Below are 16,745 nucleotides of genomic sequence, written 5' to 3'. Positions count from 1 at the left end.
CGCTGAAGCGGCCCAAGCCATGATTAAACAACGCACACTGAAAAATATTATCCGTGCCACAGGTGTAGGCCTGCATTCCGGGGAGAAGGTCTACCTGACCCTCAAGCCTGCGCCTGTCGACACTGGCATTGTGTTTTGTCGCGCTGACCTCGACCCTGTGGTGCAGATTCCTGCTCGCGCGGAAAACGTCGGTGAAACCACTATGTCGACGACGCTGATCAACGGCGACGTCAAAGTGGACACGGTAGAGCACTTGCTCTCGGCCATGGCTGGCCTGGGCATCGATAACGCCTACGTCGAGCTCTCCGCGTCCGAAGTCCCGATCATGGATGGTAGCGCTGGACCGTTCGTATTCCTGATTCAATCGGCTGGCCTGGAAGAGCAGGACGCCGCCAAGAAATTCATCCGCATCCTGCGTGAAGTGACAGTGGAAGACGGCGACAAGCGCGCCACTTTCGTCCCTTTCGAAGGGTTCAAGGTGAGCTTCGAGATCGATTTCGATCACCCGGTTTTCCGGGACCGCACCCAAAGTGCAAGCGTGGATTTTTCCAGCACTTCGTTCGTAAAAGAAGTCAGCCGCGCCCGTACTTTCGGTTTCATGAGTGACATCGAGTACCTGCGCAAGCACAACCTCGCACTCGGCGGCAGCGTTGAAAACGCGATCGTGGTTGATTCCGATGGTGTACTGAACGAAGACGGCCTTCGCTACGAAGACGAATTCGTGAAGCACAAGATCCTCGATGCGATTGGCGACCTGTACCTGCTGGGTAACAGCCTGATTGGTGAGTTCAAAGGCTTCAAGTCCGGTCATGCACTGAACAACCAGCTGCTGCGCAAGTTGATTGAGCAGACAGATGCGTGGGAAGTCGTGACGTTCGAAGACGCCAGCACTGCACCGATCTCTTACATGCGCCCGGTTGCGGCAGTGTAAGTAAAAAACCTCTCTAGTTTTTTGAAGGCCATCCTCGGATGGCCTTTTTTTATGCCTGCAATTTTTGTGTTGCCTGGGCTGGCCTCTTCGCGAGCAAGCTCGCTCCCACATTTGGAATGCGTTCCCTGGTGGGAGCGAGCTTGCTCGCGAAGACGCCAGTTCAATCGCCGCAAAAATCAGCCAGCCACCACCACCCGATTGCGCCCACCTTCTTTGGCCTGATACAGCGCCTTGTCCGCCGCAAACAGCAGTTGCTCCAGCGACATCTCGACCGTTGCCGTCCAGGTGCTGATACCGATACTGACGGTCATCGCCACGTCCGCGCCCTCGACCCTTGGCATCTGCTCGACCGCCTGGCGGATATGTTCGGCAATCTGTCGTGCGCCGCTGCTGTCGGTTTCGGCGAGAATCACCGAGAACTCTTCGCCACCGTAACGGGCGACCAGATCCCCTGGTCGTCGCACGTTCGCCGTGATTACCCTGGCCAGTTCGCGCAGCGCCTGATCACCGGCCTGGTGCCCATGCCGGTCGTTGAAGGCCTTGAAGTGGTCGGCATCGATCATCATCACCGACAGCGGCTTGCCCGAACGCTGGGCGCGGAACCATTCGTGGCGCAGCGACTGATCGAGCATCCGCCGGTTGGCCACGTCGGTCAGCGCATCGGTGGCGGCCAGTTGCGCCAGTTCGCGTTCGGCGCGCTGGCGCAAACGCAGTTCGCGGGCAAGTAGCCAGGTCAGCCACAGCAGTCCGGCACACAGCACGCCGGTGGCGCCGCTGATCAACAGCGCCGTGCGGCGCCAAGTGCCGAACACCTCATCACTGGAAAGCGCGACCATCACCGTCAACGGCAAATTCCCGACTCGCGAATAGGTATAGAGGCGCTGCTGATGATCCATGCTCGAGGTGCTGGTGAAACTGCCACTGCCGTCCTTGTCGCCGAGAATCCGCACCACGTTGGGCCGGTTGCCGAAACTCTTGCCGATGGAGTCGCTTTGCAGATAAGGCTTCTGCGCCAGCAGCACGCCGTCGCTGTTGATGATGTTCAGCGTGCTGTCTTTGCCGATGTCGAGGCTGTTGAACAGTTGATCGAAGTAGTCGAGTTTCATCGACGCCACCGCCACACCGGCGAATTCTCCAGTGTCCGAAGAAATCCGCCGACTGAAGCTGATGCGCCACTGATTGGCTTCGTCGCAATCGCAGCGGGTCTTGAACGGGCGGCTGATGAACATGCCCATGTCACGGTTGAAGGCATGGGCGAGGAAATAATCGCGGTCGGCGAAGTTGCCCGGTTTGGGTTCGATGCGTGATGAGTCGGCGACCACATCGCCATGCTTGTCGAGCAGCAGGATGTCGCCCTTGAAGCGCGCGGTAGTGGAGCGGTCGAACAGCGCCAGATGGCGGATCTGCGGGGTGACGTCGCGCAGATCATCACGCTGGGCGGCGGCGATCAGGCCTTGCAAGGTCAGGTCGTACAGCTCGACCGTGCGCAGGACGTCGGCGTCGATCAACTGGGCGATGGTGGTGGCACTGCGGGTGGCCGCTTCCTGAGCGTTGGCGTGCTCACGAATCAGCAGAAAAGTGACGATGCACAGAATCGCGATCACGGTCAGCGAACTGCCGCAGATCAGCAGCAATTCGGGGCGTCCGGTCTTGCCCGCCAGAGGTGGGGTACGGCTCGCGATCATGATGGGGGCTGTCGGTTGGGAGGATCTTATTAGCGTAGTTGCATCAAGTCAGTGACGGTATTCCATTGTGGGAGCGGGCTTGCTCGCGAATGCGCCGTGTCATTCAACATTGATGTCGACTGATGCAGCGCATTCGCGAGCAAGCCCGCTCCCACAGGGTACATCTCTAAATTCAAGACCGTGGTGCAGGGGGGATCTTAGAAGACGTTGATCGGGTAGTCGACAATCACCCGGTATTCATCGGTATCGGTATCAATCGCGCCGTAACCGTTGCCACCCCGGTTGGTCGCCCATTGCAGGCGTACCGCGAGGTCTTTCGCCTGACCGCTCTGCACCACGTATTTCAGATCAAGGTCGCGTTCCCAGTGCTTGGCGTTGCGACCGTCAGCGCTGTACCACGAGGCATAGCCTTTGCTGCCCGGATCGACCTTGGTCAGGTCCACGGTGCCGCGCGAATAGGAAACTGCCGAAGTCAGGCCCGGCACACCGAGACCGGCGAAGTCATAGGCGTACTTGAGCTTCCACGAGCGCTCGTTCGGGCCGTTGAAGTCCGAGTACTGTTGCGAGTTATCGAGGTAAACGCTGTCGCCCTGGCTGATGTAGTCGAACGGCGTGTTGCCGTTCACGCGCTGGTACGCAGCGGTGACGCTGTGGTTGCCGATGCCGACGGTGAAATGCAGGCTGTAGGTATTGTTGTCGATGTTACCCAGCAGCGCGTCGCCGGTGTCCTGCGTGTGATAGAAGTGCAGGCCCGGGTTGAGGCTGACCAGATCGGTCAACTGCCAGGTGTAATCCAGGTCGTAGTAGTACTGGTTCCAGATGTCCTTCAGCTCGGCGGCGTACAGGTTGCTGGTCAGCCCTTCGACGCCGCTCCAGGACACGCCGGCCCAGTTCAGGTGTCGGCTTTCGTCGCCCTCGGCGAGTTTGCCGTAGGACGTGCCGATGCGCTGGCGACCGCTCTGATTGTACGGCTTGGTAAAACTGGCCTGGCCACCTTCGAACATCCAGCCGTCGAAGCTGTGGTTGGTCAGGCTCACGCCACGAAAGGTCTGCGGCAGCATGCGCGAATCACCGCCGGCAATCACCGGGTTGGTGAGGAACAGGTCACCGGCCTTCAGCTCGGTATCGAACGCGCGCATCTTCAACGTGCCGCCCGCAGTCGAGAACGAGCCCGGCGCTTTGCCGTTGCCATCGCTGATCGGCAGGATGCTCGAACCATCGGTACCGCCACCGCCGTCGAGCTTCAGCCCGAGCATGGCGTGGGCGTCGATGCCGAAGCCGACCGTGCCTTCGGTGTAACCCGACTGGAAGATCCCGAGAAAACCCTGGCCCCACTCGATGTTGTCGTCCGTCTGCTGCAGACGGTTGCGATTCATGTAGTAGTTGCGGGCGTTGAGGTTGAGGCTCGAGCCTTCGATGAAGCCTTGTTTGGCGGCTTCGTCGGCTTGGGCTGTGGGGGCAATCGTTGCGGCAATTGCAATGAACAGCGGGGTGAAACTGACTGGGTAACGCACTTGCGACGGAGCTCCTTGGGTCAACTGACACTTCAATGTCTTGAGGTGCGGGATGTTTCTTGTTTTTTACAGACGAACCAAACGGCTTTCAGACCACAACGAAAAAAGGCCGCTGAAAGGCAGCGGCCTGGAAGGACGACGGTTGAACGGGAAGAGCCAAACAACCGCGTCGAGGGAAATGTTTCGCGGTGCGCGACTCAGCTGTCTTTCTCGGCCGCTTGAGCCTGGGAAGTGGCGGCTTGAGGGGCTTGCGAGGCGTCCTGCGACTTGGCCATCACTTCTGCCTGATACTGTTCGAAGGCGTGAGCGCGAGCGGCATTCTGCGCTACGAACGACTGCGATTCTTCAGCCATCGCCATTGGCGACAGGATCAATGAGGACAAAACGAAAGCGCTGGCAATACCCATACTGTTGGACATCTGGAAAACCTTCTTGCTTGGCAAGTGCTGTTTGGTGCGGGCAAAGATAAGGTTGCCGGACGTTGGGAAACAGCGTGATTTTCATAAATGACTGTTACAGCAGAAGCAAAGATCAACCACGGGTGAACGCCATTCCTTGTGGCTAGGGGATTCATCCCCGATGGGCTGCGAAGCAGCCCTCAATCCTTTGTACTGGTTGTGTCAGGAAGATCGCGATCGCTGATTTTGGGGTCGCTTCGCAACCCATCGGGGATGAATCCCCTCGCCACAGGGGACTTTAATCAGCGATTAAACGGGAAGGTGGATGCCGAAGGTATTCATCCCCCGATCACTGCGCACAAACACATCGCCACCGTGCATCAGAGCAATTGCCTTGACGATCGCCAGCCCCAGCCCATGGTTGTTGCCGCTGTTGCTGCGCGAGGCATCGACCCGATAGAAGCGCTCGAACAAGCGCGGCAAGTGCTCGCTGGCAATCGGCGAGCCCGGATTGGCCACGCCGATGCTGACCTGATGCTCTTCAACTTCGATGTGCACCTCGATCACCTGGCCCGGCTCGGTGTGCTGCACGGCGTTGCTCAGCAGATTGATCAGTGCCCGGCGCAGATGCGCGATCTCGATCCGCACCTGCGCATCGCCACTGACGTGCACCTGCACTTGCGCGTCTTCGAGGATGAAATCCAGGTACTCGAGCGTGGTCGCGACTTCATCAGCCAGCGAAGTTTCGGTGAGCTTGGTCGCCTTGCTGCCCTGGTCGGCGCTGGCCAGAAACAGCATGTCGTTGATGATCGAACGCAGGCGTTCCAGCTCTTCGAGGTTCGATTGCAGCACTTCGAAATAGTGTTCGGCGGAGCGCCCGCGGGTCAGCGCGACCTGGGTCTGGCCGATCAGGTTGGTCAGTGGCGAGCGCAGTTCATGGGCGACGTCGGCGTTGAACGATTCCAGGCGCGAATAGGCCTGTTCGACCCGCTCCAGGGTTGAGTTGAACGAGTCGACAAACTGCTCCAGCTCCGGCGGCAAGGGCGACATGCGCAGGCGTCCGGCCCGTAGTGGCGGTGCCAGGCGCTGGGCTTCGTGAGACAGTTTGATCAACGGCTTGAGGCCGATCCGCGCCACCCAGTAGCCCAGCGCCGAGGCCAGCAGCACGCCGACAATCGCCAGGCTGACCAAGGCGATCAGCAGGTTGTGCTGAGTCTCGTGGAAAGTCTCGGTATCGATGCCGATCATGAAGCGCAGCGGCGGGCGTTGATCCTTGGCGGGTAACTCGGTCAGCAGCACTTTCAGCGGATAAGGATGCTCGGGCAACTGCAGGTCATGCATGCCCAGCGGCCCTTTGGCGAAGGCGCGGATTTGCGCGTCCGGCGCGCCGTACTCGTAACCGGGATCACCGCTGACCACCCAGAAACGAATGCGCTTGTCTTCCTCGCCGAGCAGCTTGAGCTTGGCGTTGATCTTCACCCAATGCTCAGGCGTGCCATAACGATTGAGCGCCGACTCCAGCACGCTGTAACGCGCATCCAGCTCGGCTTCCGGCAGCAGACCCAGGCCTTTGTCGACCTGCTGATACAGCGCGCCGCCAATCAACAGAAACACCAGCAGCGCCACCAGCGTAAACATCCCGCTCAAACGCAGGGCAATCGAATTACTGGACACCACGGCTCTCCAGCACGTAACCCATGCCACGAATGGTGTGCAGCAGTTTCTCGTCGAACGGCCCGTCGAGTTTGGCTCGCAGGCGCTTGATCGCGACTTCGACGACATTCGCGTCGCTGTCGAAATTGATGTCCCAGACCATCTCGGCAATCGCGGTTTTCGAGAGGATTTCACCTTGCCGGCGCGCCAGAACACTGAGCAGCGAGAACTCTTTCGCCGTCAGATCCAGGCGGGTGCCGGCGCGGGTGGCCTTGCGGCTGATCAGATCGATCCACAGGTCGGCGATGCTCACTTGCACCGGTTCATGGCCGCCGCTGCGCCGGGTCAGCGCTTGCAGGCGGGCTACCAGTTCAAGGAAGGAAAACGGCTTGCCGAGGTAATCGTCGGCGCCGTCACGCAGGCCCTTGATCCGGTCTTCGACGCGCTCGCGGGCGGTGAGCATGATCACCGGGGTCTGCTTGCGCGCACGCAATGCGCGCAGCACGCCGAAGCCATCCAGGCCCGGCAGCATGACGTCGAGGACGATCACCGCGTAGTCGCTTTCCAGCGCCAGATGCAGGCCTTCGACGCCGTCGCGGGCCAGGTCCACGGTGTAACCCTGTTCCGTCAGACCGCGGTGCAGATAATCCGCGGTTTTTTCCTCGTCTTCGATAATCAGAACGCGCATGACCCTGCCTCAGTCTGTGGTCGCCAGTGCCGTCGTGGGCATTGGTTTGGGCCTGTGGAATAGCCGCTCAAGCCACAAGTATATGACCGGCGTAGTAAACAGCGTCAGCATCTGGCTGACCAGCAAGCCGCCCACCACCGCGATCCCCAGCGGCTGGCGCAGTTCCGCGCCGGTGCCGTAACCGAGCATCAGCGGCAACGCGCCGAGCAGCGCGGCGAGGGTGGTCATGATGATCGGCCGGAACCGCGTCAGGCACGCTTCGAAAATCGCATCCTGCGGCGCCAGTCCGCGATTGCGCTGGGCTTCCAGGGCAAAGTCGATCATCAGGATGCCGTTCTTCTTGACGATACCGATCAGCAACACCAGCCCGATCAACGCCATGATCGAAAAATCCTGACCGCAGATCCACAGCATGATCACCGCCCCGAGACCGGCCGCCGGCAGCGTCGAGATGATTGTCAGCGGATGTACGAAGCTCTCATAGAGCACGCCGAGAATGATGTACACCGCCACCAGCGCCGCGAGAATCAGCCACGGCTGACTGGCCAGCGAACTCTGGAACGCCTGCGCCGCGCCCTGGAAATTGCCGCTGATCGCGATCGGCATGCCGATCTCGGCCTTGGCCTGATTGAGCAGGATCACCGCGTCGCCCAACGCCACGCCGGGCGCCAGGTTGAACGACAGGTTGGCGGCGGGGAACATGCCGTCATGGGCAATCGACAGCGGGCCGATGGTCGGCGCATCGAATTTGGCCAGCGCCGACAGCGGCACCATCTCGCCACTCAGCGGCGAGCGCAGGTAGAAATAGTTGAGGCTTTCGGCCTTGCCGCGTTGCTTGGTGTCCAGCTCCAGAATCACGTTGTACTGGTTGACCTGGGTCTGGAACTCGTTGATCTGACGCTGACCAAAGGCGTCGTACAGCGCCTCGTCGACATCACTCGCGGTCAGGCCGAAACGCGCGGCGGCGCTGCGGTCGATGCTGATGTGAGTGATGCTGCCGCCCAGTTGCAGGTCGTTGGAAATGTCGCGGAACGCCGGGTTGCTGCGCAGTTTTTCGGTCAGGCGTTGGGTCCAGGTGGCGAGGGTCGCGCCGTCATTGCTCTTGAGCACGTATTGGTACTGCGCACGGCTCGGCCCGGAGCTGAGGTTGATGTCCTGACCGGCGCGCAGGTACAGGACGATGCCCGGGACTTTCATCAGTTGCGGACGAATGCGGTCGATGAACTGGCTGGCCGAGACGTCGCGGTCACCGCGTTTTTTCAGGGCGATCCAGAAGCGCCCATTGGCGATGGTCTGGTTGCTGCCGGACACCCCCACCGAGTGCGAGAACGCCTGAACGGCCGGATCGGCGGCGACGATTTCGGCCATGGCCAAGTGTTTTTTCACCATGTCGCCGTAGGAAATATCCGCAGCGGCTTCGGTAGTGCCGAGGACGAATCCGGTGTCCTGAACCGGGAAGAATCCCTTGGGGATAAAGATGTAACCGGCAATCGCCAGTGCCAGCGACAGGCCGAACACGCCGATCATCAGTTTCTGGTGGGCGAGGGCGCGGCGCAGACCTTTTTCGTACCAGCCGAGCAGGCGTTCGCTGAAGCCCGGTTTGTCGTGGGCGTGATGCACCGGTTTGCGCATGAATAGCGCTGCCAGCGTCGGCGCGAGGGTCAGCGACACCACCACCGAAATCAGAATGGTCGAGGTCGCCGTCAGGGCGAATTCCTTGAACAACCGCCCGACCACGCCGCCCATGAATAGCAGCGGAATAAACGCTGCCACCAGCGAGAAACTGATCGACACCACGGTGAAGCCGATCTCGCCGGCACCTTTGACCGCCGCTTCGCGCATGCTGTCGCCGGCCTCCAGATGCCGGTGGATGTTCTCCACCACCACAATCGCATCGTCCACGACAAACCCGACCGCGACGACGATCGCCACCAGCGTCAAGTTGTTCAGGCTGAAGCCCAACAGGTACATCAGGGCGAAACTGGCGGTCAGCGATACACCGAGCACCGCCGAGACGATCATGGTCGCCGACAACTGCCGCAGGAACAGCGCCATCACCGCCACCACCAGCAGGATCGCGATCAACAGGGTGATCTCGACTTCATGCAGCGAGGCGCGGATGGTCTGGGTGCGGTCGATCAGGGTTTTCACCTGCACCGAGGCCGGGAGCATGGCTTCGAGGCCGGGCAGGGCGGCTTGAATGCGGTCGACGGTTTCGACGATGTTCGCGCCGGGCTGGCGCGAGATCACCAGGTTCACCCCGGGTTGATCACCGGCCCAGGCTTGCACGTAGGCATCTTCCGAACCGTTGACGACTTTGGCGACATCCCGCAGGTGAACCGGGGCGCCGTCCTTGTAGGAAACGATGAGTTGGCTGTAGTCCTCGGGTTTGAACAACTGGTCGTTGGTCGACAGCGTCGAGATGCTCGATTCGCCGTACAACGCGCCTTTGGCAAGGTTGAGACTGGTCTGCTGGATCGCCAGACGAATGTCGGCCAGGGTCAGGCCGATGGCCGCCAGTTTGTCGGCCGAGGCTTGCACGCGAATCGCCGGACGTTGCTGACCGGTGATGTTGATCTGGCCTACACCGTCGATCTGACTGATCTGGCGCGAGAGCAGGGTTTCCACCAGGTCGCTGAGTTCGGTGCCGGGCATTTGCGTCGAGCTGACGCTTAAGATCAGCACCGGGCTGTCGGCCGGGTTGACCTTCTTCCAGGTCGGCAGGGTCGGCATGTCCTTGGGCAGCTTGCCGGCGGCGGTGTTGATCGCGGCCTGGACTTCCTGAGCGGCGGTGTCGATGCTCTTGTCGAGAGTGAATTGCAGGGTCAGCAGGCTGGAGCCGAGCGCACTGCTGGAGGTCATCTGGGTCATGCCGGGGATGGCGCTGAATTGCACCTCCAGCGGCGTGGCCACGGACGAGGCCATGGTGTCGGGGCTGGCGCCGGGCAACTGCGCCGAGACCTGAATTGTCGGAAATTCCGCTTCCGGCAGTGGGGCGATCGGCAGGCGCGGGAAGGCAATCACGCCGACCAGCACCAATGCGATGGTCAGCAGAATCGTCGCGACCGGGTGATTGATGCACCAGGTGGAGACGCCTTTGTGCGCCTTCATGGTTTCGGCTCCGCTTGCACCACCTGTGGCGGCTCGCTCATGACCTGCACGGTCGAGCCGGGTTTGAGCCGCGACTGGCCGTCGGTCACCAGTACGTCACCGGCCTTCACGCCTTTGATGATGTCCTGGCCGCTGCCCTGATAGACCATCTGCACTTGTACGGCTTCGACTTTGTCGCCACTCACCCGGTAAACGAAGTGTTGATCGAGACCGCGCTGTACGACAGTGGGCGGCACCACCAGCGCATTCTTATCCAGTGCCGTCTGAATTTTTACCGTCACCAGCAGGCCCGGCCAGAGCTTCTGGCTGGCATTGTCGAATTCGGCCTTGGCGCGGATGGTGCCGGTGTTGGCGTTGATCTGGTTGTCGATCAGGGTCAGGTGACCTTCGCCGAGCAGGTTGCCGGTTTCACCGTCGGTGTCGGCGCCGATGTAGGCCTTGACCTGTGCGTGCTGCGGATCGTTGATCAGGCCCTGCAGGGTCGGCAGCATTTGCTGCGGCAGCGAGAATTCCACGGCGATCGGGTCGATCTGGGTCACGGTGAACAGGCCGGCGGTGTCGGTCATGCGCAGGAAGTTGCCTTCATCGACTGTACGAATACCGACGCGGCCGGTGACCGGGGAGCGGATCTGCGTGTAGGAAAGTTGTACTTGCGCCGCGTCGATCGAGGCCTGGTTGCCTTGGGCGGTGGCTTTCAATTGGTTGACCAGTGCTTGTTGCTGGTCGTAGGTCTGTTTGGAGACGCCGTCGTCGACGCTGAGCAGTTTGTAGCGTTTGAGGTTGACCAGGGCGACTTGCAGTTGCGCCTGGCTTTCGCCCAGTTGCGCGCGGGCCTGGTCGAGGCTGGCGCGGATCGAGCGGTCGTCGATGGTGGCGAGCAGGTCGCCTGCTTTGACGAGTTGGCCTTCCTTGACGAGGATTTTGGTGAGGATGCCGTCGACTTGTGGGCGCACTACGACGCTGTGTAATGAGAGTACGGAGCCGATGCCGCTGGTGTAGCGGGGGACGTCTTTTTCGCTGACGGTGACGACGCGGACCGGGATGGCGGTTGGGGTGGCCAGTTTGGTCGGGGCGGGTTTCAGGGTGTACCACAGACCTGCGCCTGCGAGGACGATCAACAGGGTGGCGAGCAGGGCTTTGTTCTTTTGGATTCGCATGCGGGGTGGGCGCCGGACGGAGTTTGGGCAGGGTTGTTGTCTTTATAAACCTGTCTGCAGGTCAGTAGGGTGACGGCTAGCTGTCAGCGCTGTCAGTTTCGCCGGGGTGTATATCCGTTTCTGCGGGTGTGGCTGATTACGGTTCCGCCCTTACGGCGGGTCACTTTTTACAAACGCCTAAAAAGTAACCAAAAACGCTTGCTCCTGCGTTCGGCCCGCTCGCTGGGGCTCGGGGTCCCTTCGCTCCGGGATCGATCCGGGCGCAGCGCCTACGGTTTGCTTCGCTGCACCTCCTCTCGCTGTGTTTGGCTTCGCCAAACGGTCGCTGCGCTCCCACCCCCGGATCAATCCCTCCACTCAGCCTTCCGACGTCGCCCGTGGATCAAGATCAAGATCAAGAGCTGCAGCCGAGCTTGCGCTCATCCTGGAGTGGGGCGGCATGCGCCGCGTGCGGGTTGTACTTGTCTTCCCTGTAGGAGCTGCCGGAGGCTGCGATCTTTTGATCTTGCTTTTGCTCTTTCGTGGGAGCTGGCTTGCCAGCGATGGCGGCCTGATAGCCGACCAATCTCCAACTGACTCACCCAATCCCACTGTGGGAGCGGGCTTGCTCGCGAAGGCGGCCTGATAGCCGACCAATACTCAACTGAATGCACTCAATTCAACTGTGGGGAGCCAGCCTGCTGGCGATGAGGCCAGTCCATCCGCCCCATGGTCTGAGGCTGTTTAATTCTGTGCCAAATAACCAGAACCTTCCCACAAGGTTTTCAGGTTGTCCGTCGGAAGTGCGGTCTTTAGGCTTTGGTTGTCACCGCAAATCGGTGATCGGGTGTGAGAACCCGCTGAGAGGTTTTAATCAAGCGCCAGCCGCACCATAATCGCCGTCAGCTTATTTGCTGCCGACGATCTTCTATGGCGGCTGTGTGCGGGCGGACTTCGGTTCGGCCGGGTTGATCTCTTACCGGTTTCTCACTCCGCACATAGCTGCCACCTCTTCGTCGCGTGAGAACGACAGAGATGGCTTTAATCAGATGATTAGAGATCAATTCAATGTCGAAACCCGTACCCGATCCTCCCGTAGAAACCACAACCCCGCTCGCCGAAGCCATCCGCGCTGAAGACCTCGCCAAAAACCGCGAAGCCATAAAACGCGCGCTCGATTTCTACCTCAGTCCACAACCCGCCCAGCCGCGACAGCCAAGCACGATGTTTCTGGTCAACCCAGGCATCGACACCGAAACTCTGCTCGCCCACGCTTACGAATCGTTGGCCTCTGCCAGTGCCATGGCCAGCAATTTCGCCAATGAACTCGGCGGTCCGCAACGCAGCACGGCGTTGGCGATCCAGCAGATCGTCATGCTCGCCGAACTGGCGGTGAACCGGGCGCTGGATCGGGTTGATCCACGCACTTGATTCGTCCGAGCACCGCGTCATCCTTCATCGCGAGCAGGCTCACTCCCACTCACCTGTGGGAGCGAGCTTGCTCGCGAAGGCGTTTGTGCGGGCGATGCATCTCTGCCGGCTATTGGTGTCAGCCGGACCCATAAAGGGACCGATCAATCCCAATTCGGCAAACATTGCACCATCACCTACCTCTAAACCGTTCGGCGTGCGCTGCAAATCTTCAGGTGCTGTCGCAAGGCGCGCAGGTATACTGCGCGCCTTCGCGGCTCACTGTTCGGGCCCGACTTTTTTGCTTTGCGGAGCTTTTATGACTTCCCCGACCCAACCGCCGGTTGACGACGCTGTGAGCGATGTCCCGGCTGAACTGGCTGACGCCAGCGAGAGCAAACCCGAGATTGCGGCTTTCAAATTCCCGTTCAAACCGGGTGAACTGGCGGCCGCCAAGGGTTCGAATCAGCCGTGGTACAAGAACGGCGCCAAGAACGGCCACACCAAGACCCCGGGCATGGCGCCGCCGGGCACCCGTCGCTCGATGGGCAAGCGCTGAGTTTCATCCCGCCTTCAGCCATCGACTGCGATTTTCGGTCGCAGTGATGGCTAAGTGCTCAGATCCTGAGCCAGATCAATATTTGACCAATTGGTGCGCTTAGAGTCAGCAGCCCTGCCGACTCTTCCCATAAAACGAGCGCGCTTTCCATGAAGATCAATCTCCCGGTAACCGGCCGTAACGTCGATGTGGCGCCGGACGCGAACATTCTTTCGACCACTGATCTGACCAGCGCGATCACTTACGCCAACGACGATTTCATCAGGATCAGCGGCTACAGTCGCGACGAATTGCTCGGCACGCCACACAACCTGTTGCGCCATCCGGACATGCCGGCGCAGGCGTTTGCGCACATGTGGCAGACGCTGAAGGACGGACGCTCGTGGATGGGGCTGGTGAAGAATCGTTGCAAGAATGGCGATCATTATTGGGTCAGCGCGTATGTCACGCCGGTTACGCAGAACGGCGTGGCGGTGGAGTATCAGTCGGTGCGCACCCGGCCGGATGCACGGCAGGTGGCGGCGGCGGAGCGGGTGTACGCGCAGTTGCGTGGAGAGTTGAAGGGACGGCGGCCGCTGCCCACTTTAGGTCTGCGTGGCAGGATCACGGTGTTGGCCAGTGCGTTGCTGGGGCTGGTGTTGGGGATCGAGGCCTGGTTGCGTCCGGAGTCGGCATGGATCGATGGGCTGGCATTTGTTGTCGGCAGCAGTCTCTGCGCGTTGGGCGTGCGCTGGATCTTGCGGCCGCTGGAGCGGCTGAGCGAACGGGCGCGGCAGGTCGCGGACAATCCGTTGAGTCAGAGCATTTACACCGGGCGCCGCGATGAAATCGGCCAGATTGAATTCGCCCTGCAGATGCTCGAAGCGCAGGTCGGCGCTGTGGTCGGGCGCATCGGTGATGCATCGCAGCAGTTGGCCGGGCATGCGGCGCAACTGGTTGATCATTTGCAAAGCAGCCACAGCAGTTCGTTGGCGCAGCAAGCGGAAACCGATCAGGTGGCGGCGGCGATTCATCAGATGGCCGCCAGCGTCGCGCAAGTTGCCAGCCATGCGCAGCAGGCGTCGGTAGCGGCGGACATGGCCGGCACGGAAACCCGCGAAGGGCATTTGCTGGTCGGCGAGAGTCGCAGTGCGGTGTTGCGTCTGGCCGAGGAGTTGCGGCGGGCGACCGAGGTGATTCATCAGCTCGAAGGCCACAGCAGCGAGATTTCCGGGGTGATGGAGGTGATCCGCAGCATTGCCGAGCAGACCAATCTGCTGGCGCTCAACGCGGCGATCGAAGCGGCGCGCGCTGGTGATGCCGGGCGCGGTTTTGCAGTGGTGGCCGATGAGGTGCGCGGGTTGGCGCAACGCACGCAGCAGTCGACCAACGAGATCCAGCGGATGATCAGCAGCCTGCAAAATGGCGCGCGCGATGCAGTGCTGGTGATGCAGCAGAGCAGCGAGCATGTGGATAACAGCGTCGAACAGGCACAGCGCGCGGCGCGGGCACTGGACGGGATCAGTGAGCGGGTTGAGCAGATCACCGAGATGAGCCTGCAGATTGCCGCGGCGGTGGAGCAGCAGAGTGCGGTGAGCGAGGACATCAATCGCAACATCGTCAGCATTCGCACGGCGTCGGAATTGACGGTGGATGAGGGGCGGCAGAGTCAGCGCAATTCGGAAGATGTGGCGGGGCTGGCGGGGGATTTGCGGTTGCTGGCGCGGGAGTTCTGGGGGCGGCGGCAGGTTCGGGATTGAGGTAGTCTGGGCCGACCTCTTCGGGAGCAAGCCCCCTCCCACAGGTTTGTGAGTTGATCATTTATTCTGTGTACAACTCAAAACCCTGTGGGAGGGGGCTTGCTCCCGAAGGGGCCATTGCAGGCAGTACAAAATCCGGATCAAGCCGCCCGCAGCGAAATGAATGCATACGTCTGCGCCGGCTCAGTCACCACCTGCGCCCCGGCCGCCAGCAACTGCCCAGCCACATCATCCCCGGACAAATGAAACAGCCATTCACTGGACGTTCCACTCAGCGGCTGTGCTGAAACCTGATCGATCACAGCCGCAAAAGCGTCCATCTGCGGCAAATACGCGGTAAATCCATCGCCCTTGAGCGCCGTGGTGCGAATCCCCAGCGCCGCGCAGATTGCATCCTTGATCCGGATGTCATCGCGATCGGCCTGGCGCGAACGCTGGATCAACGCCAGCAGTTCCTGATCGACCAGCTCCCCGCCGACAATCAGCAGCGGCCCCTGTTGCCACGATTCTGGCGGGCAATCCTTGGCCGCCGGGTTGAGCGGGATGTGCGGATTGATTTCTGCCGGATAAATCCTGCACACCAACGGTCGGCGCTCGTAGATACGGCACAGGTTGTCTTCGTCAAGATTCCGGCAGCGCCCGACGTTGTAGGCGGCGAAGGTGATGGCCACGTGGGCATCCGTGTTGCCGCTGCGCACTGCCAGCGAACGCCGTTCGGCGTGTTCACGCTGCTGCGCCGGCAGGCCCAGGCCGTTGCCGAGAAAGGCCTCCACCAGCACAATCACCTGACCGCCATCCGCCGCCCACATGCGGGCTTCGGCGAGGGTCAGGGGCACATGGTGGTCGGTGCAGCATTTGCCGCAACCGACGCAGGAAAATGTCGTATTCATTGCACGATCAATCTTCAATCAGAGTGTGATACGGCGACGTAAAGTCGCCAGGCTGAGGCTGATCGAAGCAAGTTGTGCGCCAGCCCTCAGGGCTTGGCGGTCGGGCGGATCGAGTCCCATTCGGTGACGAACGCGGTTTTCGACTTTTTGCTGTACAGGCACAGCTCAGTGCCTTGCAGGCCTTTCATGTGTTTTTGCGGGTATTGGCCTTGCAACAGCACGGCGGTGTAGCCGACGCGGTCATCGAATTGCGCGGGTGTGCCGACGGGTTTGGCGTCTTTCAGGCCGCTGGCCTTGGTGCAACTGGCGAGCACGATTTTGTCGTAAGCGGCCCAGGCGTCGGGGCTGGAGGCGTGGGCCTGTGAGGCTAGGGCGGTGAGGCAGAGCAGGCTCAGGGAGAGGGTTTTCATGGTTGGGCATCCTTGGTTTGGCCAAGGTTTGAGTATGCCTGAGGGGGAGAAGTTGCCTGGGCCGGCCTCTTCGCGAGCAAGCCCGCTCCCACAATTTGGAATGCGTTCCCCCTGTGGGAGCGGGCTTGCTCGCGAAGACGGTCGATCAGTCCGGCACAAGTTCCCGGCGAACCACAATCATCCCGGCACTCTCATACAACCGCTGCGCCCGCAGATTGTCTTCCAGCACCTTCAGATCGACAAATCCTTCGCGCCTTTGCTGAAACACCTTGAATGCATTCAGCAGCAATGCCCGACCCAAACCTCGGCCCTGAGCACGTGGGTGCACCACCAGATTCTTGATGTACGAACTGGTCCAGCATTGCGCCACGCCGATCACGCCTTCGTTATCGCGGGCGATGAAGCACAATTCAGGATCGTATTCGGCATCGCTTTCAAACCGCTGCTGCCACTCCTCCAGTGCCGGCACCCGACCGCCGCCCTCACGGTAGCCGAGTTGCATCAGCTGATGCACCGCCGCCGCCAGTTCCGGGCGATAAGTGCTCAGCTCAATGCCTTCCGGCCAGTGGATCGGCGACACGCCTTGGCGAAGGTCGCGCCGCATCAAAAAGCAGTACGTCT

Annotated in this window: 14 protein-coding genes and 1 pseudogene; 5 read left to right on the top strand and 10 right to left on the bottom strand. The window is 60.8% G+C overall.

All coding sequences use genetic code 11. From position 1 onward, the window contains the following. Positions 1–19: 19 nt before the first annotated feature. Positions 20–931, top strand: a complete 912-nt coding sequence (gene lpxC / locus ACOYXI_RS14155; RefSeq protein WP_007961638.1) for a UDP-3-O-acyl-N-acetylglucosamine deacetylase — start codon at positions 20–22, stop codon at positions 929–931. Between the two features lie 176 nt (positions 932–1,107). On the opposite strand, the gene ACOYXI_RS14150 is transcribed toward lpxC, so the two are convergent. The 7 genes from ACOYXI_RS14150 to ACOYXI_RS14120 all read right to left on the bottom strand — a co-directional run bounded on the left by ACOYXI_RS14150 (position 1,108) and on the right by ACOYXI_RS14120 (position 11,137). Beyond that, positions 1,108–2,616 carry a sensor domain-containing diguanylate cyclase gene (locus tag ACOYXI_RS14150; protein WP_461674979.1) on the bottom strand — a complete coding sequence of 503 codons (1,509 nt, stop codon included), beginning with the start codon at positions 2,614–2,616 and terminating at the stop codon, positions 1,108–1,110. A 197-nt stretch (positions 2,617–2,813) separates the two neighbouring features. After that, complete coding sequence (locus ACOYXI_RS14145; protein ID WP_098965538.1) at positions 2,814–4,130, bottom strand: OprD family porin; 1,317 nt, start codon at positions 4,128–4,130, stop codon at positions 2,814–2,816. A gap of 197 nt (positions 4,131–4,327) precedes the next feature. Further along, positions 4,328–4,549: a hypothetical protein gene (locus ACOYXI_RS14140; protein ID WP_098965536.1), complete on the bottom strand. Its 222-nt coding sequence runs from the start codon at positions 4,547–4,549 to the stop codon at positions 4,328–4,330. A gap of 288 nt (positions 4,550–4,837) precedes the next feature. Then, positions 4,838–6,202 (bottom strand): heavy metal sensor histidine kinase, encoded by a 1,365-nt coding sequence (locus ACOYXI_RS14135; RefSeq protein WP_266273578.1) that lies wholly within the window; start codon positions 6,200–6,202, stop codon positions 4,838–4,840. Beyond that, entirely contained in the window at positions 6,192–6,869 is a 678-nt protein-coding gene (locus ACOYXI_RS14130) for a heavy metal response regulator transcription factor (protein WP_007916978.1), read from the bottom strand. Before ACOYXI_RS14130 ends, ACOYXI_RS14135 begins: the two co-directional genes overlap by 11 nt. Before the next feature lie 9 nt (positions 6,870–6,878). After that, on the bottom strand, positions 6,879–9,980 hold the full coding sequence (locus ACOYXI_RS14125; RefSeq protein ID WP_134787299.1) for a multidrug efflux RND transporter permease subunit: 3,102 nt from the start codon (positions 9,978–9,980) through the stop codon (positions 6,879–6,881). Beyond that, entirely contained in the window at positions 9,977–11,137 is a 1,161-nt protein-coding gene (locus ACOYXI_RS14120; RefSeq protein ID WP_134787298.1) for an efflux RND transporter periplasmic adaptor subunit, read from the bottom strand. Before ACOYXI_RS14120 ends, ACOYXI_RS14125 begins: the two co-directional genes overlap by 4 nt. Positions 11,138–12,184: 1,047 nt before the next feature. Between ACOYXI_RS14120 and ACOYXI_RS14115 the strand changes: the two genes are divergently transcribed. The 4 genes and pseudogenes from ACOYXI_RS14115 (at position 12,185) to ACOYXI_RS14100 (ending at position 14,824) form a co-directional block, all read left to right on the top strand. Then, positions 12,185–12,547: a DUF6124 family protein gene (locus ACOYXI_RS14115; RefSeq protein ID WP_095136865.1), complete on the top strand. Its 363-nt coding sequence runs from the start codon at positions 12,185–12,187 to the stop codon at positions 12,545–12,547. 298 nt (positions 12,548–12,845) lie between these two features. Further along, a complete protein-coding gene (locus ACOYXI_RS14110; RefSeq protein ID WP_003228000.1) occupies positions 12,846–13,085 on the top strand; it encodes a hypothetical protein in 240 nt (79 codons plus the stop codon). A gap of 149 nt (positions 13,086–13,234) precedes the next feature. Continuing rightward, positions 13,235–13,516: pseudogene (locus ACOYXI_RS14105) on the top strand (PAS domain-containing protein); the annotation flags it as partial. Positions 13,517–13,720: 204 nt separating this feature from the next. Beyond that, positions 13,721–14,824 (top strand): methyl-accepting chemotaxis protein, encoded by a 1,104-nt coding sequence (locus tag ACOYXI_RS14100; RefSeq protein ID WP_372241229.1) that lies wholly within the window; start codon positions 13,721–13,723, stop codon positions 14,822–14,824. Between the two features lie 140 nt (positions 14,825–14,964). Here the strand turns inward: ACOYXI_RS14100 and ACOYXI_RS14095 are convergent, their stop codons facing one another. The 3 genes from ACOYXI_RS14095 to ACOYXI_RS14085 all read right to left on the bottom strand — a co-directional run bounded on the left by ACOYXI_RS14095 (position 14,965) and on the right by ACOYXI_RS14085 (position 16,728). After that, the gene (locus ACOYXI_RS14095; protein ID WP_210558540.1) at positions 14,965–15,714 is read right to left on the bottom strand and encodes a YkgJ family cysteine cluster protein; all 750 of its coding nucleotides are present in this window, start codon (positions 15,712–15,714) and stop codon (positions 14,965–14,967) included. 86 nt (positions 15,715–15,800) lie between these two features. Then, entirely contained in the window at positions 15,801–16,124 is a 324-nt protein-coding gene (locus ACOYXI_RS14090; protein WP_134787295.1) for a hypothetical protein, read from the bottom strand. A 145-nt stretch (positions 16,125–16,269) separates the two neighbouring features. Continuing rightward, a complete protein-coding gene (locus ACOYXI_RS14085; protein ID WP_134787294.1) occupies positions 16,270–16,728 on the bottom strand; it encodes a GNAT family N-acetyltransferase in 459 nt (152 codons plus the stop codon). Positions 16,729–16,745 lie beyond the last annotated feature (17 nt).

The organism is Pseudomonas sp. G3-19 (genome assembly GCF_054855875.1).
This window is presented reverse-complemented; position numbering and strand designations above follow the sequence as displayed.

Excerpts from the sequence above, each read along its gene's own strand:
- lpxC (WP_007961638.1), top strand. The coding sequence starts at position 20 with ATGATTAAACAACGCACACTGAAAAATATTATCCGTGCCACAGGTGTA.
- ACOYXI_RS14150 (WP_461674979.1), bottom strand. The coding sequence starts at position 2,616 with ATGATCGCGAGCCGTACCCCACCTCTGGCGGGCAAGACCGGACGCCCC.
- ACOYXI_RS14140 (WP_098965536.1), bottom strand. The coding sequence starts at position 4,549 with ATGTCCAACAGTATGGGTATTGCCAGCGCTTTCGTTTTGTCCTCATTG.
- ACOYXI_RS14130 (WP_007916978.1), bottom strand. The coding sequence starts at position 6,869 with ATGCGCGTTCTGATTATCGAAGACGAGGAAAAAACCGCGGATTATCTG.
- ACOYXI_RS14125 (WP_134787299.1), bottom strand. The coding sequence starts at position 9,980 with ATGAAGGCGCACAAAGGCGTCTCCACCTGGTGCATCAATCACCCGGTC.
- ACOYXI_RS14120 (WP_134787298.1), bottom strand. The coding sequence starts at position 11,137 with ATGCGAATCCAAAAGAACAAAGCCCTGCTCGCCACCCTGTTGATCGTC.
- ACOYXI_RS14115 (WP_095136865.1), top strand. The coding sequence starts at position 12,185 with ATGTCGAAACCCGTACCCGATCCTCCCGTAGAAACCACAACCCCGCTC.
- ACOYXI_RS14110 (WP_003228000.1), top strand. The coding sequence starts at position 12,846 with ATGACTTCCCCGACCCAACCGCCGGTTGACGACGCTGTGAGCGATGTC.
- ACOYXI_RS14095 (WP_210558540.1), bottom strand. The coding sequence starts at position 15,714 with ATGAATACGACATTTTCCTGCGTCGGTTGCGGCAAATGCTGCACCGAC.
- ACOYXI_RS14090 (WP_134787295.1), bottom strand. The coding sequence starts at position 16,124 with ATGAAAACCCTCTCCCTGAGCCTGCTCTGCCTCACCGCCCTAGCCTCA.
- ACOYXI_RS14085 (WP_134787294.1), bottom strand. The coding sequence starts at position 16,728 with ATGCGGCGCGACCTTCGCCAAGGCGTGTCGCCGATCCACTGGCCGGAA.